This window comes from Pseudomonas sp. W4I3, from assembly GCF_030816195.1.
GTDB lineage: Bacteria > Pseudomonadota > Gammaproteobacteria > Pseudomonadales > Pseudomonadaceae > Aquipseudomonas.
The window spans coordinates 940,716-962,275 of the sequence record NZ_JAUSXS010000001.1 but is presented as its reverse complement, the minus strand read 5'-3'; the positions used below and the strand labels follow the sequence as shown (position 1 = coordinate 962,275).

The following is a 21,560-nucleotide window of genomic DNA, read 5'->3' as shown; positions in this document are numbered from 1 at the left end:
ATCATTTAGTCTCCTCACACGCCGACCACCCGGCCGCCTGACTGAGGAGCTTCCCCTTGAAACTGCTGACCCCACTGCGCTTGCTGGCGGCGTTGTCCCTGGCCGGTGCCAGCCTGTTTGCCCAGGCGGCGGATGTGACCGTCGCTTACCAGACCACCGTAGACCCGGCGAAAGTCGCCCAGGCCGACGGCGCCTATGAAAAGGCCACCCACGCCAAGATCGACTGGCGCAAATTCGACAATGGCGCCGATATCATCGCCGCCATCGCCTCGGGCGACGTGCAGATCGGCTACCTCGGTTCCAGCCCGTTGACCGCTGCGATCACTCGCAAGGTACCGGTGCAAACCTTCCTCGTCGCCACCCAGATCGGCGGCGCCGAAGCCCTGGTGGCGCGTGACGGTTCGGGGATCAACAGCCCGCAGGACTTGATCGGTAAAAAGATCGCCGTGCCGTTCGTGTCCACCGGTCACTACAGCCTGCTGGCCGCGCTGAAGCACTGGAACATCGACCCTTCGAAAGTGACCATCCTCAATCTCGCGCCACCGGCCATCATCGCCGCCTGGAAGCGCGGTGATATCGACGCCACCTACGTGTGGGACCCGGCTCTGGGCGTTGCCAAGGAAAACGGCAAGGTGTTGATCACTTCCGGCGAGTTGGCCAAGTTCGGCGCGCCGACCTTCGACGCCTGGATCGTGCGCAAGGACTTCGCCGAGAAGCATCCGGAAATCGTCACCGCCTTTGCCAAGGTCACCCTGGATGCCTACGCGACGTATCGCAAAGACCCACAAGCCTGGCTCGCCGACAAAACCAACGTCGACAAGCTGGTGAAACTCTCCGGCGCCAAGGCCAGCGACATCCCGCTGCTGCTGCAAGGCAACGTCTACCCACTGGCCGCCGACCAGGTGACCCTGCTGGGCGCACCGACCACCAAGGCCGTCACCGATACCGCGGCGTTCCTCAAGGAACAAGGCAAGGTCGACGCCGTGCTGCCGGACTACGCCCCTTACATCAGCGCCAAATTCATCACCAACTGAGGAGTTCATCGCGATGGCCTTGCTACAACTGGAGCGCATCAGCGCACAGTACCCAGGCGCTCCGGAACCGGTACTGGCGGATATTTCACTTGAGCTTGGGCCACAGCAATTGCTGGTAGCCCTCGGCCCGTCCGGCAGTGGCAAGACTTCGCTGTTGAACCTGATTGCCGGCTTCGTCGAGCCTTCAGCCGGGCGCATCACCCTCGATGGCGTGCCGGTCAAAGGCCCCAGCGCCGAGCGTGGCGTGGTGTTTCAGGACGATGCCCTGTTGCCCTGGCAGGACGTGCTGGCCAACGTCGGCTTCGGCCTGGAACTGGCCGGCGTGCCCAAGGCGCAACGTGAAGCGCGCGCCCGGGAAATGCTCGCGCTGGTGGACCTGAGCGGTTTCGACAGCCGCCGCATCTGGCAACTCTCCGGTGGCCAGAAGCAACGCGTCGGCCTCGCGCGCGCCCTCGCCGCCGACCCTCGCGTATTGCTGATGGACGAGCCCTTCGGCGCCCTCGATGCCTTTACCCGCGAACAGATGCAAGAACTGCTGCTGCAAGTCTGGCGCCGCACGGCCAAGCCGGTGTTTCTGATCACCCACGACATCGAAGAAGCGGTATTCCTTGCCACGGACCTGATCCTGCTGGCGCCCAATCCCGGCCAGATCGTGGAGCGTCTGCACCTGGACTTTGGCCAACGCTACGCGGCCGGCGAGTCGGCACGGGCGATCAAGTCCGACCCGCGCTTTATCGAAACCCGTGAACACGTGCTGGGCAAGGTGTTCTCGCAACGGCAGGTGTACGCATGAGCAGCTACGAACTTTCCACCACGGCGGCCAAGTCCGTCTCACCCCAGGCGGTCGCGCTACGGCGCAGCCTGAGTACGCGCTGGATCAGCGTGTTGACCCTGCTTGCCTTGCTCGTGCTGTGGTGGGCGGTGACCGCCACTGGGCTGATCGAGCCGCTGTTCCTGCCGCCACCCTCTGCTGTGCTGCAAAAAGGCTGGTTGCTGGCCACCACCGGCTATATGGATTCCACCTTGTGGCAGCACTTGGGCGCCAGCCTCAGCCGCATCGGCCTGGGCCTGGGCTTCGCGGTGCTGACGGCCGTGCCGGTCGGGATCGCCATCGGCGCCAACCGTATCGCCCGCGGCATTCTCGACCCGCTGATCGAGTTCTACCGGCCGATTCCGCCGTTGGCCTATCTGCCGCTGATCGTGATCTGGTGCGGCATCGGCGAGCTGTCCAAGGTGCTGCTGATTTACCTGGCGATCTTTGCGCCGATCGCCATCGCCACCGCGACCGGCGTGCGCACTGTGGACCCGGCCAAGTTGCGCGCCGCGCAGTCCCTCGGCGCGACCCGGGCCCAGTTGATTCGTCATGTGATCCTGCCCAGCGCCCTGCCCGACATCCTCACCGGTGTGCGCATCGGCCTGGGCGTGGGGTGGTCGACCCTGGTGGCCGCCGAACTGATCGCCGCCACCAGCGGCCTGGGCTTCATGGTGCAGTCGGCGGCGCAGTTTCTGGTCACCGACGTCGTGGTATTGGGCATCCTGGTGATCGCGCTGATCGCCTTCGCCATGGAAATGGGCCTGCGCGCCCTGCAGCGTAAATTAGTGCCGTGGCATGGCCAGGCACACTGAGTGATGAACGATAAATGAGCAGCCTGACCGTTACCCCGTTAAGCACCGCACTGGGCGCCCAGATCAGTGGCGTCGATATTACCCAAACGCTGAGCAGCGAACAGCGCGACGCCATCGAACAAGCATTGCTCGCGCACTCGGTGCTGTTCTTCCGAAACCAGCCGATCACCCCGCAGCAACAGGCTCGGTTCGCGGCGCATTTTGGTGACCTGCATATTCATCCGATCTACCCCAACGTGCCGGAACAGCCCGAAGTGCTGATCCTCGACACGGCCGTCACCGACGTACGTGACAATGCGATCTGGCACACCGACGTGACCTTCCTGCCCACCCCGGCCCTCGGCGCGGTGCTCAGCGCCAAGCTGCTGCCGAGCTACGGTGGCGACACCTTGTGGGCGAGTGGGATCGCAGCCTATGAAGCGCTGTCCGAGCCACTCAAGGCGTTGCTCGATGGGCTGACCGCCACCCACGACTTCGTCAAATCCTTTCCGCTGGAGCGCTATGGCAACACCGCCGCCGACCTGGCGCGTTGGGAAGAAGCCCGCAAAAAGAACCCACCGCTGTCGCACCCGGTGATACGTACACACCCTGTGAGTGGCCGTAAATCACTGTTCGTCAGCGACGGCTTCACCACCAAAATCAATGAACTGGAACCGGCCGAAAGCGAGGCGATCCTGAAGTTTCTGTTCGCCCATGCCACCCGCCCGGAATTCACCATTCGCTGGCGCTGGCAGGAAAACGACGTGGCGTTCTGGGACAACCGCGTCACCCAGCACTACGCCGTGGACGACTACCGGCCGCAGCGACGGGTGATGCACCGGGCGACAATTCTTGGCGACGTGCCGTTCTAAAAACACCTCAGTTCAAATGTGGGAGGGGGCTTGCCCCCGATAGCGGTGTGTCAGTCACTGATTAGCTGGCTGACAGATGGCTATCGGGAGCAAGCCCCCTCCCACATTTTTGACCGGGCAGCGCCAGGTTATTCAGCAGTGGATGGCTTCTCCCACAAGTTAATCCCGCCTTCCTGCGCAAACCGGTCGATTTCCGCCAGTTCTTCAATGCTGAAGCTCAGGTTCTGCAACGCCCCGACGTTCTCGATAATCTGCTCCGGCCGGCTCGCACCGATCAGCGCACTGGTCACCCGTGGGTCACGCAGGGTCCAGGCCAACGCCAGTTGCGCCAGGCTCTGGCCGCGACGCTGGGCGATTTCGTTCAAGGCACGCACGTGGGCAATGTTGGCTTCGGACAAGTGCTTGGCCTGCAGCGAGCCACCGCCGGGGCGATTCACCCGAGCATCTTCCGGTATGCCGTTGAGGTATTTGTCGGTGAGCAAACCCTGGGCCAGTGGCGTGAAGGCAATCACCCCGGTGCCGAGTTCTTCGGTGGTGTCGAGCAGGTCTTTTTCCACCCAGCGGTTAAGCAGGTTGTAGGCCGGCTGGTGAATCAACAACGGCACTTTCCACTCTTTGAGCAATGCCGCCATCTCGCGGGTTTTTACCCCGGAGTAGGACGAGATACCGATGTACAACGCCTTGCCCTGTTGCACGGCAGTGGCCAGCGCACTGGCGGTTTCTTCCAGCGGCGTGTCGGCATCGAAACGGTGGGAATAGAAAATATCCACGTAGTCGACGCCCAGGCGTTGCAGGCTCTGGTCCAGGCTCGCCAGCACGTATTTGCGCGAACCGCCGCCCTGGCCGTAAGGACCGGGCCACATGTCCCAGCCGGCCTTGCTGGAGATGATCAGCTCGTCGCGGTAATGCTTGAAGTCTTCGCGCAGCAACCGACCAAAGTTGATCTCGGCGCTGCCGTAAGGCGGGCCGTAGTTATTCGCCAGGTCGAAGTGGTTGATGCCTAAGTCGAACGCAGTGCGCAGCAGGGCGCGCTGGGTGGCGATCGGCGTGCTGTCGCCGAAGTTGTGCCACAACCCCAGGGACAGTGCCGGCAGCACCAATCCACTGCGGCCTACGCGGCGATAAGGAATAGATTCATAGCGGTTTTCGGCAGCAATGTACGTCATCGAATCCTCTCTGGGCTTGGGGCCAATAAGGCCTGGGAATAAGGTTATTCCCAGTCCTTTCAACCCGCTGAATCGCTTAAGTCTGCCTTTCCCTTTTACAGCAAAGACCTACCCGAGAGGAACGGTGCAGCGCACATCCAGCGGTTTTTACTCAGCGCACCAGATGCAGGAACTGCAGGTGCCGCTCGTACTGGTCGAGGATGTCATTGATGATCTGCTCCTTGGTGTAGCCGACCAGGTCATAGTCCTGGCTGCCCTCACTCAAGTGCACTTCCGCGCGGTAATAGCGGCGGTTGTTGATCTCTTTCTTGCCGATGCCACCCAGGGCGAACGAGGGCGTGAAGTAGCCGCGCATCTGCACCTGGTAGATGAACGGACGCTCCTCGCCATGGCCGATTTCCAGGCTGACGCTGTCATTGGACGGGTCGGGCTGGGCGACCACGTTCAGGCCCTTCTCGACAAACACCGCCGTCACTTCTTCGATGGCCGGGCGTACCGTGGTGTCGAGGAAGCGGTACACCTCATCGCGCGACGGGAAATGCACCGCCTGGCTCAAGCGCTGGCGCCAGCCGCCTCGGCCTTTGCGGGAAGCCGATATCGGCGCCAGGGAATGCAACTGCGCGATCTGCTTCTGCGATTCGAGATAGAACGCTTTGTGCAGCCCCCACATCATCAGCAACAGGATCAGCGAGAACGGCAACGAGGTCAGCACCACGGCTGACTTCAACGAATCGATACTGCCGGCAAACAGCAAGGCGCTGGTGACCAGGGCGGTCATCGCGCCCCAGAACACGCGCAGCCATTTCGGTCCGTCTTCATCGGCGTTGCCGCCTTTGGACGACAGGGTCGACAGCACCACGGTGCCGGAGTCTGCCGAGGTCACGAAGAACACAAAGCTGATGAACACCGTGACCGCAATTACGGCTTTGCTCCACGGGTAGGTTTCCAGCAGCAGATACAGGCTCATCGACGGCTCATCAATGGCCGACTGGCCCAACGCGGCCATGCCATGGTTGAGCACCTGGTCGATGGCGCTGTTGCCGAAGATCGACATCCACGCCAGGGTGAAACCCAGCGGGATCAGCAGCACGCCAAACACGAATTCGCGGATGGTGCGGCCGCGGGAAATGCGGGCGATGAACAGGCCCACGAACGGCGACCATGCGATCCACCACGCCCAGTAGAACACCGTCCAGCCGCCCAGCCAGTCGCTGGGTTTGTCGTAGGCGTACACATCGAAACTCTTGGTTGGCAGGGCCCCCAGATAGTCACCGATGTTCTGGATCAGGGTGTTGAGCAAATGCTGGGTGGGCCCGGCAAACAACACAAACAGCAGCAGCGCGCAGGCCAGCAGCATGTTGATGTCGGACATCACCCGCACACCCTTGTCCACACCGGCCACGGCGACGATGATCGCCGCGCCCATCATCAAGGTGATCAAGCCCACCTGAATCCACTGGGTATGGGCAATACCGAACAGGTAATCCAGGCCGGAGTTGAGGTGCAGCACGCCAAAGCCCATGTCTGCGCCCAGGCCGAACACCGTGGCGATGATGCCGAAGCCGTCCACCGCGTAACCGATCGGGCCATTGATGCGCTTGCCAATCAGCGGGTACAGCGCCGAGCGCAACGCCAGCGGCAGGTTATGCCGGTAGGCGAAGTACGCCAGCGCCATGCCGACAAACGCGAACACGCCCCAGCCGTGCAGGCCCCAGTGCAGAAACAGGATCTGCATGGCCTGGCGTGCCGCATCGGCATTCAGCGCCTGGCCCTGGGGCGGTTGCACCAGGTGGGTCAAGGGTTCGGATACGCAAAAGAAGAACAGCGTGATGCTGATCCCGGCGGCGAACAGCATGCCGGCCCAGGACAGGTAACTGAATTCGGGCTCGTCGTGGTCGGCACCGAGTTTTATCTTGCCGTAGCCCGATAGCGCGGTGACCACCACGAAGACCAGATACAGGGTCATCGCCAGCATGTAATACCAGCCGACCGTATTGGCCGCCCAGTTTTGCGCCGCCAGCAGCCAGGCACCAGCCTGTTGCGGGATAGCGATGACCGTGAGGCCGAACAGCAGGATGGCTGTGGCAGCAAAGTAGAAGACGGGCGCATTCATGCGCACCTGACCGCTGGAAGGGGTGGACGATGCACTCATGAACCATGCACCCCTGAGGTGTGAAATGTGGCTGTGAATAACGGACTCAGCAAAGGTAAGCCTCCTGTTGTGAGCGGGCAGCGAACCACCGGTTTAACTTGAACGAACGTTCAAGTTAAACATGAATAGGCGGTTTGGGACTAATTTCGGGGCTGAGTGGTAGTGGATTCCTACACACGCTCAGGGATTGGTATGACGGGTGGAGATGACAAAACGTTCAGCAACCCGAATTTGAAATGCAGATAAATGTGGGAGGGGGCTTGCCCCCTCCCACAGGGGATTCGTGCAGGTTCGTTACTTTTGGGCGCCATCGTCATGCTGCAGATTGGCCTGGGTGATATTCGCCTCGGCCGGCACGCTGCGGGTCAGCCACACATTACCGCCAATGGTCGAGCCCTTGCCGATGGTAATCCGCCCCAAAATGGTGGCGCCCGCGTAAATCACCACATCATCCTCAACGATAGGATGACGCGGATGGCCTTTCTGCAACTGCCCGTCCTCGTCCGCCGGGAAGCGCTTGGCGCCCAACGTCACCGCCTGGTAGATCCGCACCCGCTCGCCGATGATCGCCGTCTCGCCAATGACCACACCGGTCCCGTGGTCGATAAAGAAACTCGGGCCGATCTGCGCGCCGGGGTGGATATCGATACCGGTGGCCGAGTGAGCGATTTCCGCACTGATCCGCGCCAGCAATGGCAGACCGGCGCGGTACAGGTGATGGGCGAGGCGGTGGTGAATCACCGCGAGGATGCCTGGATAGCACAGCAGCACCTCATCCACGCTGCGCGCGGCCGGGTCACCGTGGTAGGCGGCCAGTACGTCGGTGTCCAGCAGGCTGCGCAAAGCCGGTAATGCCAGGGCGAAATCCTGGATCAGGCGAATGGCATGGGCGTTGACTTCACTGTCATCCTGGCCGCCCTGGCGCGCGGCGTAGCGCAGTTCCAGGCGGGCCTGGGCGAGCAAGGCGTTAAGGGCGACATCGAGGGTATGCCCGACGTAGAAATCTTCACTTTCTTCACGCAGGTCCACCGGGCCCAGGCGCATCGGGAAGAGTGCGCCGCACAACGCTTCAAGAATCTGCGCTACGGCCTCGCGGGACGGTAATTCGCGGCCACCGTGTTCGCCACTCAGGCGACCATTGCGCGTTCGCCACTGGTCGCGGGCGCTGCGCAGTTGGCTGACGATGGTCGGTAATTGCCAATGACTGGAACGCTCACTCACGGTCTTCACTCCTGACGAAATGGCCTCACTCTACGATATGCACCCTGGCAGCTCTTAAGAACCAATGGTGTGAGGCTAAGAACCATCCGACATAAGCGATTGCCGGTTGCCCGATGAAAAGTGCCTGCCTATAGTCGCCTCATCACTTAGCCACCGTGCGTAGCCATGATCAAACAACACCTCGACCGCTTTAACCGCCTGGAACTGCTGGGCGGCGCCACCGCCCTGGAAAAACTCGAGCGGCTGTCGGCCTGGCTGGGCAGGGAGATCTACGTCAAACGCGACGACACCACCCCGCTGGCCATGGGTGGCAACAAACTGCGCAAACTTGAATACCTCGCCGCCGACGCCATCGCCCAGGGCGCCGACACCCTGATCACCGCCGGCGCCATTCAGTCCAACCACGTGCGCCAGACCGCCGCGCTGGCCGCCAAACTCGGCCTGGGCTGCGTCGCCCTGCTGGAAAACCCCACCGGCACCGAAGACCCTAATTACCTGGGCAACGGTAACCGCCTGTTGCTGGAGTTGTTTGACGCCAAGGTGGAGCGGGTGGAAAACCTCGACAACGCCGACGACCAACTCAACGCCCTGGCCGACCGCCTGCGCAGCAACGGCAAGAAACCCTACCTGGTGCCTATCGGCGGCTCCAATGCCCTCGGCGCGCTGGGCTATGTGCGTGCCGGCCTGGAGCTGGCGGCACAGATCGAAGACAGCGGCCTCGACTTCGCGGCGGTGGTACTCGCCTCAGGCAGTGCCGGCACCCACAGCGGCCTGGCATTGGCGCTGAGCCAAGCGCTGCCGGACCTGCCGGTGATTGGCGTCACCGTGTCGCGCACCGATGAAGCACAACGCCCGAAAGTCCAAGGCCTGGCCGAACGCACGGCCGAGCTGCTTGGCGTCGATGTACCCGAGGCATTCAAGGTGATCCTGTGGGACGAATACTTCGGCCCACGGTATGGCGAGCCGAATGCAGGCACGTTGTCGGCGATCAAACTTTTGGCCAGCCAGGAAGGTCTGTTGCTGGACCCGGTCTACACCGGCAAGGCCATGGCGGGCCTGCTCGACGGCATCGGACGTCAGCGCTTTGCGGACGGGCCGATCATTTTCCTGCACACCGGCGGGGCGCCGGCGTTGTTTGCTTATGACTCAGTATTTAACTGACTAGATGCTGTCAGTGTGGGAGGGGCTTGCTCCCGATAGCAGAGGGTCCGCCAACACATGTATTGAATGGTGCACCGCTATCGGGGGCAAGCCCCCTCCCACATTGGATTCGCGCATATTCAAAAAACGAATATCAAATATGATTTATATTATTTTCAAGTCTTAAAAACCCGCACTATCATCGCGCCGAAGGCGAAGACGCGCACCGCGCTTTAAGGCAGGATACGGCTACTGCGTCACCGGCTTTGCTCACCATAAAAAACCATAGGGGCTCTTCATGACTATTTCTGTATTGCGTCGCACATTGCTGGTCGGCACATTGGGCCTGGCGCTCGGCGCAGGCGTGCTCGGCCAGGCGGTTGCCGGCGAGCAGCTGGACACCATCAAGAAAGCCGGTGAGATCAAGATCGGCCTGGAAGGCACCTACCCACCCTTCAGCTTTGTCGATGAAAGCGGCAAGCTCAGTGGCTTCGAAGTCGAGCTGTCCGAGGCGCTGGCCAAGGAGCTGGGCGTCAAGGTCAAGCTGCAAGCCACGCCTTGGGACGGCATCCTCGCCGCCCTCGAATCCAAGCGCCTGGACGCCGTGGTCAACCAAGTGACGATCTCCGAAGAGCGCAAGAAGAAGTATGACTTCTCCAAGCCCTACACCATCTCCGGTATCCAGGCGCTGACCCTGGCCAAGAACGTCGACACCATCAAGACCGCCGATGACCTGGCCGGCAAGAAAGTCGGTGTGGGCCTGGGCACCAACTATGAACAATGGCTCAAGGACAACCAACCCAAAGCCATCATCAAGACCTACAACGACGACCCGACCAAATTCCAGGACCTGCGCATCGGCCGCATTGACGCGATCCTGATCGACCGCCTGGCCGCGCTGGAATACGCCAAGAAAGCCAAGGACACCGCCGCTGCCGGCGACGCCTTCTCCCGCCAGGAGTCCGGCATCGCCCTGCGCAAAGGCGAGCCTGAACTGCTCGACGCGGTGAACAAAGCCCTCGACAAGCTGCGCGCCGACGGCACCTTGAAGAAGCTGTCCGAGAAATACTTCAACGCTGACGTCACTCAATAATGGAAGCAGGTTTCCAACTCGCGCTGGACTCCGCGCCCTTTCTGCTCAAGGGCGCGTATTACACGGTGATCCTCAGCCTGGGCGGGATGTTTTTCGGCCTGGTGCTGGGCTTCGGCCTGGCGCTGATGCGCTTGTCGCGCTTCATGCTGCTGCGCTGGGTCGCCCGCGTCTACGTGTCGTTCTTTCGCGGCACGCCCTTGCTGGTGCAACTGTTCCTGATCTACTACGGCTTGCCGCAAGTGGGCATCGAGCTGGACCCGATCCCGGCTGCCATGATCGGCTTTTCGCTGAACATGGCCGCCTATGCCTGTGAAATCCTGCGGGCCGCCATCGCCTCCATCGAGCGTGGCCAGTGGGAAGCCGCCGCAAGTATCGGCATGACCCGTGCGCAAACGTTGCGCCGGGCCATCCTGCCGCAAGCGATGCGCACGGCCCTGCCGCCGCTGGGCAACAGCTTTATTTCACTGGTCAAGGACACGGCGCTGGCCGCCACCATCCAGGTGCCCGAGCTGTTCCGCCAGGCGCAACTGGTGTCTGCGCGCACCTTCGAAATTTTCACCATGTATCTGTCCGCAGCCCTGATCTACTGGATCCTGGCGAGCATCCTGGCGCATCTGCAAAATCGTCTGGAAGACCGGGTCAACCGGCACGACCTGGAGTCTTGAGCATGATCGTGGTTGAAAAACTGACCAAACAATTCAACGGTCAGGTGGTGCTCAACGGCATCGACCTTGAGGTCAAGGCCGGCGAAGTCGTGGCCATCATCGGCCCCAGCGGTTCCGGCAAGACCACCTTCCTGCGCTGCCTGAATTTTCTCGAAGAACCCACCAGCGGCCGTATCAAGGTGGGCGACATCCAGATCGACGGCAGCAAGCCGCTCAACCAGCAACAGGGCCTGGTGCGACGCCTGCGCCAGCACGTCGGGTTTGTCTTCCAGAACTTCAACCTGTTCCCCCATCGCACCGCGCTGGAAAACGTCATCGAAGGCCCGATCGTGGTCAAGAAGATGCCACGCGAAGCGGCGACCGAACTGGGCCGCAAGCTACTGGCCAGGGTCGGTCTGGCGGGCAAGGAGGCGGCTTATCCGCGGCGCTTGTCCGGCGGTCAGCAGCAGCGTGTGGCGATCGCTCGTGCGTTGGCCATGGAGCCCGAGGTGATTCTGTTCGACGAACCCACGTCCGCACTCGACCCCGAACTGGTCGGTGAAGTGCTGGCAACCATCCGCAGCCTCGCCGAAGAAAATCGCACCATGGTGATCGTCACCCACGAGATGAGCTTTGCCCGTGATGTGGCCAACCGCGTGATCTTTTTCGACAAGGGTGTGATTGTTGAACAGGGCGAAGCCAAGGCGCTGTTCGCCAACCCGAAAGAAGAGCGCACGCGGCAGTTTCTGAGCAAGTTTCTCGCGCATTGAGTTGGCGTGTTGTGGCTGGAAAGTTTGCTTGCGCTGGGGTGTGAAGCGGTCCTGAAAAACTTGTGGCCGCTGCGCAGCCCAGCGGGAGCAAGCTCCCTCACCACGGAGAGGCGCTCCTACACGCAATCGCCATTTCTGCTGGTAAAACAACCCGCTACGCCCTTCTTGAAATTCCTCTGCCAGTCAGACCCTTCTGAATATTCTCCAGCTCGCCGTTTAGCCTTTTGCCGCCATTGACGCCTGCCGCTCAACCCTCTTATCTAGCGTCCAGAGGATTGGATCCTATCCCGGCTACTCACTGAATCGTTCTTTCGGCCCCCTTTGCGCACCCGCGCCCAGGGCCCGGAACGATTGCTGCTGGCTGCATCAAGGAGAACACTTATGACGCACACTACAACCCCGGCCATGCTGACCGCACCCACCCTGCCCCAAGCCGTTCGAAACGGCATCAGCGCCCACGCAGCCGCCCAATTGCAGGTCGACATTGCGCCTTACCCCGGCATGGAGGAAGGCGACGTGATCGAGTTGTTCTGGAACAACTGCTTTGCCGCCTCTCGCCGGGTCACGGCCGGCAAGATCGGCACGGCGACCCACCTGCGGGTGCCGGAAAGTTTTGTACAGGACGGCCCGGCACGCGTGCACTACCAGGTCATGCAAATCGGCCACGGCCCGGCACGCTCGGCCACCACCCAGGTACGGGTCAAGACCAACTACCCCGGCGGCGAGCCGTCGAACCTGTACAGCGACGAAAACCAGAACCTGGCGCCCGTCAACCTGCCCGAAACCATCCGCCGCCAGGGCGTCAACAGTCGCCAGGTGCAACGCGGCATTCCGCTGACCATCGAGCCTTACGCGAACATGGCCAGTGGCGATGCCATCACCCTGCGCTGGGGTGACATACGCATGGACCTGCCGGCAATCCAGGCTAAGGCCGTCGGCCTGGCGGTGCAGGTCTGGGTGCCGTCGACGGTGATTATCGAGGGCGGCGACGACTGCCGCCTGGAGGTGACGTACTGCATTCTCGATCGGGTCGGCAACAACTCACGCTGGGCGCCGGCCCGCACTTTGCGCATTGCCGCCTGGATTCCCATGTGCCCCGACGCAGCCAAGGCAGCCTATCGAGCCCGCCCTTTCGGCTCGCCCTGCGAACCGGGGTGATGCCCCTTCTATGCATATTCCTAAAAGTTAGTTTATTTAAAAAATAAACACGCTTAGGGTATATGCACCGGACCACCGGACATTCCTGATTTTTCTGTTTTTATTTCATTGAATGCGAGGTCGGTATGGTCAGAATTACCCCGGTGCATAACGCCAGGGCATTACGTGCAGCCAAGGAGCGGCGCTGATGTCTAACTTGGCTCTAACACCCCCCCAGAGTGATCTGGACGCAGCCCCCCTGTTGTTGCCGGCCACCGTGCTGCGCAACGACGCCGAGGCGCTGAGCGCGGCCCATGCGCTGGCCGACGCCGCGCGCCTGCAAGCCGCCAAGCGCGACCAGCAGCGCCAATTGCCTTGGGCACAGATCGAACAGTTCACCCGCAGCGGGTTGGGCAGTATTTCCATTCCCCGCGAGTACGGCGGCCCGCAGGTTTCGTTCGTCACCCTGGCCGAAGTCTTCGCGATCATCAGCGCGGCCGACCCGGCGCTCGGGCAGATCCCGCAAAACCATTTCGGCATCCTGCACCTGCTGCAGAACACCGCCAGCGAGCGTCAGAAAAAACAGCTGTTCCAGAGCGTGCTCGACGGCTGGCGCATCGGCAATGGCGGCCCGGAACGCGGCACCAAAAACACCCTGGAGCTCAAGGCGCGCATCACCGCCAAAGGTGACGGTTATGTGGTCAGCGGCCAGAAGTTCTATTCCACCGGCGCACTCTTTGCCCACTGGGTGGCCATCAAAGCCCTCAACGATGACGGCAAGCAGGTCATGGCGTTTGTGCGCCGTGGCAGCGAGGGGCTGCGCATCGTGGATGACTGGTCGGGCTTTGGCCAACGCACCACCGCCAGCGGCACCGTGCTGCTTGACCGGGTGTCGGTGGACGCCGAGCTGGTGGTGGAAAACTGGCGCCTGGGCGAAAGCCCGAATATCCAGGGTGCCGTGTCGCAACTGATCCAGGCCGCCATCGACGCCGGCATTGCCCGTGGTGCGCTGGACGACACCATCGCCTTCGTACGTGAGCGCTCGCGTCCGTGGATCGACGCCAAGGCCGAGCGGGCCAGCGACGACCTGTATGTGATCGCGGACATCGGCAAGCTGAAAATCGAGCTGCATGCCGCGCAAGCGCTGCTGCGCAAAGCCGGCCAGGTACTGGACGAGGTCAGCGCCGCGCCCATCACCGCGCAGTCGGCCGCACGCGCGTCGATTGCCGTCGCCGAAGCCAAGGTACTGACGACCGAAGTGTCATTGCTGGTCAGCGAAAAACTCTTCGAGCTGGCCGGCAGCCGCGCCACCCTCGCCGAATTCAACCTTGACCGGCACTGGCGCAACGCGCGGGTGCACACGCTGCATGACCCGGTGCGCTGGAAGTATCACGCCATCGGCGCCTATCGCTTGAACGGCACATTGCCGGCTCGCCATTCCTGGATTTGACCAACCAGAACACTTTTTCCACGAGCTTCTGGAGCCCCCATGACTCTTTCTACTCACGTCGCGGTGATCAGCGGCGACGAACACGCCCTTGTTGTCGCCAGTGACCTGGCCGAAGACCTGCGCCGCGACAGCGCCCAGCGCGACCGCGAGCGGCGCCTGCCACTGCCCGAGCTGGACGCGTTCACGCGCTCCGGCCTGTGGGGCATCAGCGTGCCCAAGGCCTACGGCGGCGCTGGCGTGTCCAACGTCACCCTGGCCAAGGTCATTGCGCTGATTGCCCAGGCCGATGCCTCCCTGGGCCAGATCCCGCAAAACCATTTTTATGCCCTTGAAGTGCTGCGCGTGAACGGCAGCCCTGAACAACAGCAGCGGCTGTACGCCGAGGTGCTGGCCGGCCAGCGCTTTGGCAACGCCCTGGCGGAGCTGGGCACCAAGACCGCCCATGACCGCGTCACCCAGCTCACCCGTGACGGCGAGGGTTTTCGCATCAATGGCCGCAAGTTCTACGCCACCGGCGCGATCTATGCCCAGCGCATCCCCACCTCGGTGGTGGATGAAAACGGCGTCCAGCAGCTGGCCTTCGTGCCCCGCGACAGCACGGGCCTGACCGTGATCGACGACTGGAGCGGCTTCGGCCAGCGCACCACCGGCAGCGGCTCGGTGGTGTTCGACAACGTGTGGGTGGCGGCGCAGGACGTGGTCCCGTTCCAGAGCGCCTTCGAGCGCCCGACCACCGTTGGCCCACTGGCGCAGATTCTTCACGCCGCCATCGACACCGGCATCGCCCGCGCGGCCTTCGAAGACGCACTGCATTTTGTGCGCACCAAGACCCGCCCCTGGATCGACTCGGGCAGTGACAAGGCCACCGAAGACCCGCTGACCTTGAAGAGTTTCGGTCACTTGAGTATTCGCCTGCACGCCGCCGAAGCGTTACTTGAGCGCTCCGGCGAATTCCTCGACCGCGCCCAGGCCGACAGCAATGCCCAGACGGTCGCGGCCGCCTCCATCGCCGTCGCCGAAGTGCGCGCCTTGAGCACCGAAATCTCCCTGGCCGCCGGCAGCACACTGTTCGAACTGGCCGGCAGCCAGGCGACCCTCGCCGAGCACGGCCTGGACCGCCACTGGCGCAACGCACGGGTTCACACCCTGCACGACCCGGTGCGCTGGAAGTATCACGCAGTGGGCAATTACTACCTCAACGATGAAAACCCACCGCTGCGGGGGACCATCTGATGAGCAAGAAAAAAATCCTGCTCAATGCCTTCAACATGAACTGCATCGGGCATATCAACCACGGCCTGTGGACTCATCCTCGGGACACGTCCACCCAGTACAAGACCCTCGAGTACTGGACGGACCTGGCCAAAACCCTGGAACGCGGGCTGTTCGACGGTTTGTTTATCGCCGATATCGTCGGCGTGTATGACGTGTACCAGCAGTCCATCGACGTGCCGCTCAAAGAGTCGATCCAATTGCCGGTGAACGACCCGCTGCTGCTGGTCTCGGCCATGGCGGCGGTGACCCGCAACCTTGGCTTCGGCCTTACCGCCAACCTGACCTACGAGCCGCCGTATCTGTTCGCCCGACGCATGTCCACCCTCGATCACCTGAGCCGCGGCCGGGTGGGCTGGAACATCGTCACCGGCTACCTCGACAGCGCCGCCAAGGCCATGGGCCTGACCGAGCAAGTCGAGCATGACCGCCGTTATGACCAGGCCGATGAATACCTGGAGGTGCTGTACAAACTCTGGGAAGGCAGCTGGGAAGATGACGCAGTCATCAACGACTCCCAGGCGCGGGTGTATGCGCAGCCGGGCAAGGTGCACAAGGTTGAACACCACGGCGAGTTCTACCAGGTGGAGGGCTATCACCTCTGCGAGCCATCGCCGCAGCGTACGCCGGTGCTGTTCCAGGCCGGCAGTTCGGAGCGCGGCCTGCAGTTCGCCGGGCGCCACGCCGAGTGCGTCTTCATCAGCGGGCAGAACAAGGCCGCCACCAAGATCCAGGTGGACAAGGTGCGCGCCAGCGCGGTCGAGGCCGGGCGTAACCCGGATGACATCAAGGTGTTCATGGGGCTGAACGTGATCGTCGGCGCGACCGAGGCATTGGCTTGGGCCAAGCACGCCGAGTACCTCAGCTACGCCAGCGCGGAGGCTGGTGTGGCGCACTTTTCGGCGTCCACCGCGATCGACTTTTCCGCGTACGAACTGGATGAACCGATCCAGTACGTGAAGAGCAACGCCATCCAGTCAGCCACTAAAAACCTGCAGAACAACGACTGGACCCGACGCAAGTTGCTCGAGCAGCACGCCCTCGGTGGGCGCTACATCACCCTGGTGGGCTCGCCTGAACAGGTGGCGGATGAACTGGAGTCGTGGATCAGCGAAACCGGGCTGGATGGTTTCAACCTCACACGCATTGTCACGCCGGAAAGTTACGTGGATTTCATTGATCTGGTGGTGCCGGAGTTGCAGCGACGTGGTTCCTACAAGACTGCGTATGAGGACGGGACACTCAGGGAAAAAGTATTCCAGGGCACTGCCCGCTTACCCGAACAACACACCGGCGCGACCTACCGCCACTGAATTCCAAATGTGGGAGGGGGCTTGCTCCCGATAACAGCGGGTCAGACACAGCTGTACTCACTGACACTGCCTCATCGGGAGCAAGCCCCCTCCCACATTGGATCTTCATTGTTTCTTATGACTGGAAAACACTTATGAAAAAGACACTGCTCACCCACCCAGTCAAAGCACTGGCCTTGGCCTTCGGCCTGTTCAGCTCAGCCGTAATGGCCAACGACGCGCCGTTGAAAGTCGGCACCACCGCCGCCTTCGCCATCCCCCTGGAAGCCGCTGTAGCAGAAGCCGGCAAACAGGGCCTTAAAGTCGAACTGGTGGAGTTCACCGACTGGATCGCACCGAACGTCAGCCTCGCCGCCGGCGATATCGACGTGAACTACTTCCAGCACATTCCCTTCCTGGAAAACGCCAAGGCCGCCGCCGGGTTTGACCTGGTGCCTTACGCGCCGGGCATCATCAACAACGTCGGCCTGTATTCGAAGAAGTACAAAAGCTTCAACGACCTGCCCGAAGGCGCCAGCGTGGCCATCGCCAACGACCCGATCAACAGCGGACGTGGCCTGCAGCTGCTGGCCAAGGCCGGGCTGATCACCCTCAAGCCGGGCGTGGGCTACAAGGCCACCGAAGACGACATCGTCAGCAACCCGAAAAAGATCAAGATCCTGCAGGTGGAAGCCGTGCAACTGGTGCGCGCCTATGACGACGCCGACCTGGTGCAGGGCTACCCGGCGTACATCCGCCTGTCCAAGACCTTCGATGCGGAATCGGCGCTGCTGTTCGACGGCCTCGACCACCCGGAATACGTGATCCAGTTCGTGATCCAGCCCAAGAGCAAAACCGACCCGCGGGTGATCAAGTTCGTCGACATCTACCAGCACTCGCCAGTGGTGCGCGCCGCCCTGGATAAATCTCTCGGCAAGCTTTACCAAGTCGGCTGGGACGATAAAAAATGAGCGCCGCCAACGCCCAACTGCGCGACCTGGGCACATTGCCCAGGGACGCCGAGCAGACCGAACTGCATCCAGGCTTGAACAGCGCCCATGTGCGTTTCATCAACCTGGGCAAAACCTATGACGGCACGGTGCATGCCCTGCAAGGCATCGACCTGGCGATTGCGCGTGGCGAAGTGTTCGGCATCATCGGCCGCAGCGGCGCCGGCAAGTCATCACTGATCCGCACCATCAATCGCCTGGAACAACCCAGCAGCGGGCGCGTGCTGATCGATCAGGTGGACATCGGCGGTTTCGACGAAGACCGCCTGGTAGCGCTGCGCCGTCGCATCGGCATGATCTTCCAGCACTTCAACCTGATGTCAGCCAAGACCGTGTGGCAGAACGTGGAACTGCCGCTCAAGGTCGCCGGGGTGCCCAAGCCGCAGCGTGAGCAGAAGGTGCGTGAACTGCTGGAGCTGGTGGGTTTGCAGGACAAGCACACGGCTTATCCGGCGCAGCTCTCGGGCGGGCAGAAACAACGCGTGGGCATCGCCCGTTCGCTGGTGCACGACCCCGAGATCCTGCTGTGCGACGAGGCCACTTCGGCGCTGGACCCGGAAACCACCCAATCGATCCTCGGCCTGCTGCGCGAGATCAACCAGCGCCTGGGCCTGACCATCGTGCTGATCACCCATGAGATGGCGGTGATCCGCGAAATCTGCGACCGCGTAGTCGTGCTGGAACACGGGCGTATCGTCGAGCAGGGCTCGGTGTGGCAAGTGTTTGGCAACCCACAGCATGACGTCAGCAAAACCCTGCTCGCACCGCTGCAGCACGGCTTGCCACCCGAGCTGCAAAGCCGCCTGCACGCCACACCCGCCTCGGCAGATGCCGCATTGGTGTTGCGCTTGCAGTTCACCGGCAGCGACACAGACGAACCGGACCTGGCCGCACTGTTCAGCGCCCTCGGCGGCCGCGTGCGTTTGCTGCAAGGCGGTGTGGAACGCATCCAGGGGCATGCCCTGGGGCAATTATTACTGGCGGTAAATGGTTCGTCGCACAACGCCGAAGAGCTGCGCAACCGCGCCGGGCGCTGGGCGCAACAGGTGGAGGTACTCGGCTATGTGGTTTGATCGTTTGCTGCAGGGCGCCATCGACACCTTGTTGATGGTGGGCGTGTCGTCGTTGATCGCCTTGCTGGTGGGGATTCCACTGGCGGTGTTTCTGGTGACCAGCGACAAAGGCGGCATCTATCAGGCGCCCGCGCTTAACCGGGTGCTGGGCGCCTTCGTCAATCTGTTCCGCTCCATTCCGTTCCTGATCTTGATGGTGGCGCTGATCCCGTTCACCCGCCTGATCGTGGGTACCACCTACGGCGTATGGGCGGCCGTCGTACCGCTGACCATCGCGGCCACGCCGTTCTTTGCGCGCATCGCCGAAGTCAGCCTGCGCGAGGTTGACCATGGGTTGATCGAAGCCGCACAGGCCATGGGTTGCCGCCGCTGGCACATCATCTGGCACGTGCTGTTGCCCGAAGCGCTGCCGGGGATCGTCGGCGGGTTCACTATCACCCTGGTGACCATGATCAACTCATCGGCCATGGCCGGGGCGATTGGCGCCGGTGGCTTGGGCGACATTGCCTACCGCTACGGCTACCAGCGCTTCGATACGCAGATCATGCTCACCGTGATCGTGCTGCTGGTGGTGCTGGTGGCCGTGATTCAGCTGGGCGGCGATCGGTTGGCGCGCGTACTGAACAAGCGCTGAGTTCAGGGGCACTCGTCCAGTTGGGCGACATTGGCGTGGGGCACGAAAGTGATGGTTTTCTCCTTGGCCTGTGACGGTCGCACGATATAGCTGCCGTCCGAATCCGCGAGTATTCGCAGTTTCACGCTGCGTTGCGGGCTTTGGGCGTCGGTCAGCGCCGCAGGTACCTTGGCCTCGGCTGACCAGACCATCAGGGTGCAGGCGCGCCCTCCCGATGCGGAAGCCTGCAAGGGCATTCCACCCAACTTCGCCCCCGTCGCGGGAATCAGCCCTAGCACGATGAGCAGCGTAAAGGCCGCCAGTGCCGCGCTGGCCACTGGATTCTTGTGGTCGTTCATGCTCACGACAAGACAGGCGCCACTGCCCTGAATCAAGAACAGCACCAGCAATTCGGCAGCCATAAAGGGCGCAAACAGCACCACGCTGTCAGAGTATTCGCTGAATGCGCGGGAAACCGGCACGGTCACGATCAGGATAACCAGCATCTGGATGACACCGGCGCCGGCACTGGCCATCCAGAACTCGCCGGATATATCCCGCAGCGCGACGTGGGCGGGACGTGCCCGAATGATGATCCAGACGTAAGCCAGCACCACCAGCACGATTGCCACAATCCAGCTGGTGGTCAGCAAAGGTCCACTGTCTACATTCGCCGACAGGTACACGGCGCACAACCAGAAGACACCCAGCACTATCACGCTGGCGCCCCAGTGCAGCAACAGACGGCGATGTTGAGCCGTTACTTGCGGCGACTGCGCGCTGAGATTGAGTTGGTCGCTAAGCCGCACACCTGCATCATTGAGGCGCTTGAACAAGATAAACGTAGGGATCAGGATCGACGCACCCATCATGCCGATCACAAATACCAGCATTGCGAACATCGCCGGCAACGCGGTAAATGCCGCCCCCGACAGAATGCTCAGCGGCACCTTCTCCACCTGGATGTATTGATACAAATACAGGCCCGCCACCGACAGGATACCCACCGTCAGCGGCCATGCGCGCTCATTGAGCCATAACAGCCCATTGCTCAATTGGGTGGCATATCGCTCCACTTTGTTGGGGGTGCTTTTTTCCGGTTCCATGGATGTACAAGCCTCTTGAAGTAAGGGCCGGGATGTTACCCAGAATCCACGCGTGCGGTATGTCAGAAACTCACGCCACAAAACAGTGAAGCATCCTACGCCCGATAAACGTCTTTCAACTGAACCGGACGCGGCCTGAGGTATAGTCTAACCACCTCAGCCGCAGCAGTGCGCCACGCCATGAAACTCGCCCCTGACGACCTCCAGAAAATCACCTCGACCACCCTCGGCCATTACAACAAAGTGGCCGACGACTTCCGTGAAGGCACCCGCGATCACGATGTGAGCCAGAACATCGACGCGCTGCTGCGGCATCTCCACGGCGCGCCGCCGTTTACCGTGCTGGACTTCGGTTGCGGGCCGGGCCGGGACTTGCAAACCTTCATGCGCCTGGGGCATATCGCCGTGGGGCTGGACGGTTCCGAGCGGTTCGCGCAAATGGCGCGGGATGACAGTGGCTGCGAGGTGCTGCAGCAGGATTTCCTCAAGCTGGACTTGCCCGCGGAGCGCTTCGACGGGGTGTTTGCCAATGCGGTGCTGTTTCATATTCCCAAGCAGGAATTGCCCCGGGTCCTCAAGCAACTGCATGGCACGTTGAAGCCTGGGGGCGTGCTGTTCAGCTCCAACCCTCGCGGTGACAACCAGGAAGGCTGGAACGGACCGCGGTATGGGTCTTATCACGATCTGGAGGCGTGGCGGGGTTTGCTGACTGAGGCCGGCTTTGTAGAGCTGGAGCATTATTACCGGCCGGCGGGTTTGCCTCGGGAGCAGCAGCCCTGGTTGGCCAGCGTGTGGCGCAGGGTTTAGTGATGTATCGCCTGGGCTGACGCTATCGGGGCATAGGTATCTACACAACTTCGCGCGGCCCTAAGCCTGTGACGGCTCAGCAGCCGAAGCCTCTCTAACTGAC

Annotated in this window: 20 protein-coding genes; 16 read left to right on the top strand and 4 right to left on the bottom strand. The window is 62.0% G+C overall.

The window, feature by feature from the left end:
• The first annotated feature begins 56 nt into the window (after positions 1-56).
• Genes tauA through tauD form a run of 4 tightly spaced genes read left to right on the top strand, consistent with a single transcriptional unit; the run spans position 57 to position 3,511 of the window.
• Positions 57-1,034: a taurine ABC transporter substrate-binding protein gene (gene tauA, locus QF045_RS04280; protein ID WP_306491181.1), complete on the top strand. Its 978-nt coding sequence runs from the start codon at positions 57-59 to the stop codon at positions 1,032-1,034.
• A 13-nt stretch (positions 1,035-1,047) separates the two neighbouring features.
• The gene (tauB, locus tag QF045_RS04275; protein WP_306491180.1) at positions 1,048-1,827 is read left to right on the top strand and encodes a taurine ABC transporter ATP-binding subunit; all 780 of its coding nucleotides are present in this window, start codon (positions 1,048-1,050) and stop codon (positions 1,825-1,827) included.
• A complete protein-coding gene (tauC, locus tag QF045_RS04270; RefSeq protein WP_306491179.1) occupies positions 1,824-2,660 on the top strand; it encodes a taurine ABC transporter permease TauC in 837 nt (278 codons plus the stop codon). Before tauB ends, tauC begins: the two co-directional genes overlap by 4 nt.
• Before the next feature lie 14 nt (positions 2,661-2,674).
• A complete protein-coding gene (gene tauD / locus QF045_RS04265; RefSeq protein WP_306491178.1) occupies positions 2,675-3,511 on the top strand; it encodes a taurine dioxygenase in 837 nt (278 codons plus the stop codon).
• Between the two features lie 128 nt (positions 3,512-3,639).
• On the opposite strand, the gene mgrA is transcribed toward tauD, so the two are convergent.
• The 3 genes from mgrA to epsC form a co-directional block, all read right to left on the bottom strand.
• Complete coding sequence (mgrA, locus tag QF045_RS04260; protein WP_306491177.1) at positions 3,640-4,677, bottom strand: L-glyceraldehyde 3-phosphate reductase; 1,038 nt, start codon at positions 4,675-4,677, stop codon at positions 3,640-3,642.
• A gap of 151 nt (positions 4,678-4,828) precedes the next feature.
• Positions 4,829-6,790, bottom strand: a complete 1,962-nt coding sequence (gene betT / locus QF045_RS04255) for a choline transporter BetT (RefSeq protein ID WP_306494852.1) — start codon at positions 6,788-6,790, stop codon at positions 4,829-4,831.
• A gap of 333 nt (positions 6,791-7,123) precedes the next feature.
• Entirely contained in the window at positions 7,124-8,050 is a 927-nt protein-coding gene (gene epsC, locus QF045_RS04250; protein ID WP_306491176.1) for a serine O-acetyltransferase EpsC, read from the bottom strand.
• 165 nt (positions 8,051-8,215) lie between these two features.
• Here epsC and QF045_RS04245 point away from each other — a divergent pair, with 165 nt between their 5' ends.
• The 11 genes from QF045_RS04245 to QF045_RS04195 all read left to right on the top strand — a co-directional run bounded on the left by QF045_RS04245 (position 8,216) and on the right by QF045_RS04195 (position 19,565).
• Positions 8,216-9,211 carry a D-cysteine desulfhydrase gene (locus QF045_RS04245; protein ID WP_306491175.1) on the top strand — a complete coding sequence of 332 codons (996 nt, stop codon included), beginning with the start codon at positions 8,216-8,218 and terminating at the stop codon, positions 9,209-9,211.
• A 277-nt stretch (positions 9,212-9,488) separates the two neighbouring features.
• Entirely contained in the window at positions 9,489-10,283 is a 795-nt protein-coding gene (gene tcyJ / locus QF045_RS04240; protein ID WP_306491174.1) for a cystine ABC transporter substrate-binding protein, read from the top strand.
• A complete protein-coding gene (gene tcyL, locus QF045_RS04235; RefSeq protein ID WP_124384637.1) occupies positions 10,283-10,948 on the top strand; it encodes a cystine ABC transporter permease in 666 nt (221 codons plus the stop codon). Before tcyJ ends, tcyL begins: the two co-directional genes overlap by 1 nt.
• Before the next feature lie 2 nt (positions 10,949-10,950).
• Positions 10,951-11,697: an L-cystine ABC transporter ATP-binding protein TcyN gene (tcyN, locus tag QF045_RS04230; protein WP_306491173.1), complete on the top strand. Its 747-nt coding sequence runs from the start codon at positions 10,951-10,953 to the stop codon at positions 11,695-11,697.
• 381 nt (positions 11,698-12,078) lie between these two features.
• Positions 12,079-12,855: a hypothetical protein gene (locus QF045_RS04225; RefSeq protein WP_306491172.1), complete on the top strand. Its 777-nt coding sequence runs from the start codon at positions 12,079-12,081 to the stop codon at positions 12,853-12,855.
• Between the two features lie 187 nt (positions 12,856-13,042).
• Complete coding sequence (locus QF045_RS04220) at positions 13,043-14,284, top strand: SfnB family sulfur acquisition oxidoreductase (RefSeq protein ID WP_306491171.1); 1,242 nt, start codon at positions 13,043-13,045, stop codon at positions 14,282-14,284.
• Positions 14,285-14,323: 39 nt separating this feature from the next.
• Entirely contained in the window at positions 14,324-15,517 is a 1,194-nt protein-coding gene (locus tag QF045_RS04215) for an SfnB family sulfur acquisition oxidoreductase (protein WP_306491170.1), read from the top strand.
• Positions 15,517-16,869 (top strand): LLM class flavin-dependent oxidoreductase, encoded by a 1,353-nt coding sequence (locus QF045_RS04210; RefSeq protein ID WP_306491169.1) that lies wholly within the window; start codon positions 15,517-15,519, stop codon positions 16,867-16,869. Before QF045_RS04215 ends, QF045_RS04210 begins: the two co-directional genes overlap by 1 nt.
• A gap of 134 nt (positions 16,870-17,003) precedes the next feature.
• On the top strand, positions 17,004-17,819 hold the full coding sequence (locus tag QF045_RS04205; protein WP_306491168.1) for a MetQ/NlpA family ABC transporter substrate-binding protein: 816 nt from the start codon (positions 17,004-17,006) through the stop codon (positions 17,817-17,819).
• Positions 17,816-18,931 carry a methionine ABC transporter ATP-binding protein gene (locus tag QF045_RS04200; protein ID WP_306491167.1) on the top strand — a complete coding sequence of 372 codons (1,116 nt, stop codon included), beginning with the start codon at positions 17,816-17,818 and terminating at the stop codon, positions 18,929-18,931. The genes QF045_RS04205 and QF045_RS04200 overlap by 4 nt, the downstream gene beginning before the upstream one ends.
• The gene (locus QF045_RS04195) at positions 18,921-19,565 is read left to right on the top strand and encodes a methionine ABC transporter permease (protein ID WP_056858169.1); all 645 of its coding nucleotides are present in this window, start codon (positions 18,921-18,923) and stop codon (positions 19,563-19,565) included. The genes QF045_RS04200 and QF045_RS04195 overlap by 11 nt, the downstream gene beginning before the upstream one ends.
• A 2-nt stretch (positions 19,566-19,567) precedes the next feature.
• Here the strand turns inward: QF045_RS04195 and QF045_RS04190 are convergent, their stop codons facing one another.
• Positions 19,568-20,650 (bottom strand): hypothetical protein, encoded by a 1,083-nt coding sequence (locus tag QF045_RS04190; protein WP_306491166.1) that lies wholly within the window; start codon positions 20,648-20,650, stop codon positions 19,568-19,570.
• Between the two features lie 180 nt (positions 20,651-20,830).
• Here QF045_RS04190 and QF045_RS04185 point away from each other — a divergent pair, with 180 nt between their 5' ends.
• Complete coding sequence (locus tag QF045_RS04185) at positions 20,831-21,457, top strand: bifunctional 2-polyprenyl-6-hydroxyphenol methylase/3-demethylubiquinol 3-O-methyltransferase UbiG (protein WP_306491165.1); 627 nt, start codon at positions 20,831-20,833, stop codon at positions 21,455-21,457.
• Positions 21,458-21,560 lie beyond the last annotated feature (103 nt).

Excerpts from the sequence above, each read along its gene's own strand:
- tauB (WP_306491180.1), top strand. The coding sequence starts at position 1,048 with ATGGCCTTGCTACAACTGGAGCGCATCAGCGCACAGTACCCAGGCGCT.
- tauC (WP_306491179.1), top strand. The coding sequence starts at position 1,824 with ATGAGCAGCTACGAACTTTCCACCACGGCGGCCAAGTCCGTCTCACCC.
- tauD (WP_306491178.1), top strand. The coding sequence starts at position 2,675 with ATGAGCAGCCTGACCGTTACCCCGTTAAGCACCGCACTGGGCGCCCAG.
- mgrA (WP_306491177.1), bottom strand. The coding sequence starts at position 4,677 with ATGACGTACATTGCTGCCGAAAACCGCTATGAATCTATTCCTTATCGC.
- betT (WP_306494852.1), bottom strand. The coding sequence starts at position 6,790 with ATGAATGCGCCCGTCTTCTACTTTGCTGCCACAGCCATCCTGCTGTTC.
- QF045_RS04245 (WP_306491175.1), top strand. The coding sequence starts at position 8,216 with ATGATCAAACAACACCTCGACCGCTTTAACCGCCTGGAACTGCTGGGC.
- tcyJ (WP_306491174.1), top strand. The coding sequence starts at position 9,489 with ATGACTATTTCTGTATTGCGTCGCACATTGCTGGTCGGCACATTGGGC.
- tcyL (WP_124384637.1), top strand. The coding sequence starts at position 10,283 with ATGGAAGCAGGTTTCCAACTCGCGCTGGACTCCGCGCCCTTTCTGCTC.
- tcyN (WP_306491173.1), top strand. The coding sequence starts at position 10,951 with ATGATCGTGGTTGAAAAACTGACCAAACAATTCAACGGTCAGGTGGTG.
- QF045_RS04225 (WP_306491172.1), top strand. The coding sequence starts at position 12,079 with ATGACGCACACTACAACCCCGGCCATGCTGACCGCACCCACCCTGCCC.
- QF045_RS04220 (WP_306491171.1), top strand. The coding sequence starts at position 13,043 with ATGTCTAACTTGGCTCTAACACCCCCCCAGAGTGATCTGGACGCAGCC.
- QF045_RS04215 (WP_306491170.1), top strand. The coding sequence starts at position 14,324 with ATGACTCTTTCTACTCACGTCGCGGTGATCAGCGGCGACGAACACGCC.
- QF045_RS04210 (WP_306491169.1), top strand. The coding sequence starts at position 15,517 with ATGAGCAAGAAAAAAATCCTGCTCAATGCCTTCAACATGAACTGCATC.
- QF045_RS04205 (WP_306491168.1), top strand. The coding sequence starts at position 17,004 with ATGAAAAAGACACTGCTCACCCACCCAGTCAAAGCACTGGCCTTGGCC.
- QF045_RS04200 (WP_306491167.1), top strand. The coding sequence starts at position 17,816 with ATGAGCGCCGCCAACGCCCAACTGCGCGACCTGGGCACATTGCCCAGG.
- QF045_RS04195 (WP_056858169.1), top strand. The coding sequence starts at position 18,921 with ATGTGGTTTGATCGTTTGCTGCAGGGCGCCATCGACACCTTGTTGATG.
- QF045_RS04190 (WP_306491166.1), bottom strand. The coding sequence starts at position 20,650 with ATGGAACCGGAAAAAAGCACCCCCAACAAAGTGGAGCGATATGCCACC.
- QF045_RS04185 (WP_306491165.1), top strand. The coding sequence starts at position 20,831 with ATGAAACTCGCCCCTGACGACCTCCAGAAAATCACCTCGACCACCCTC.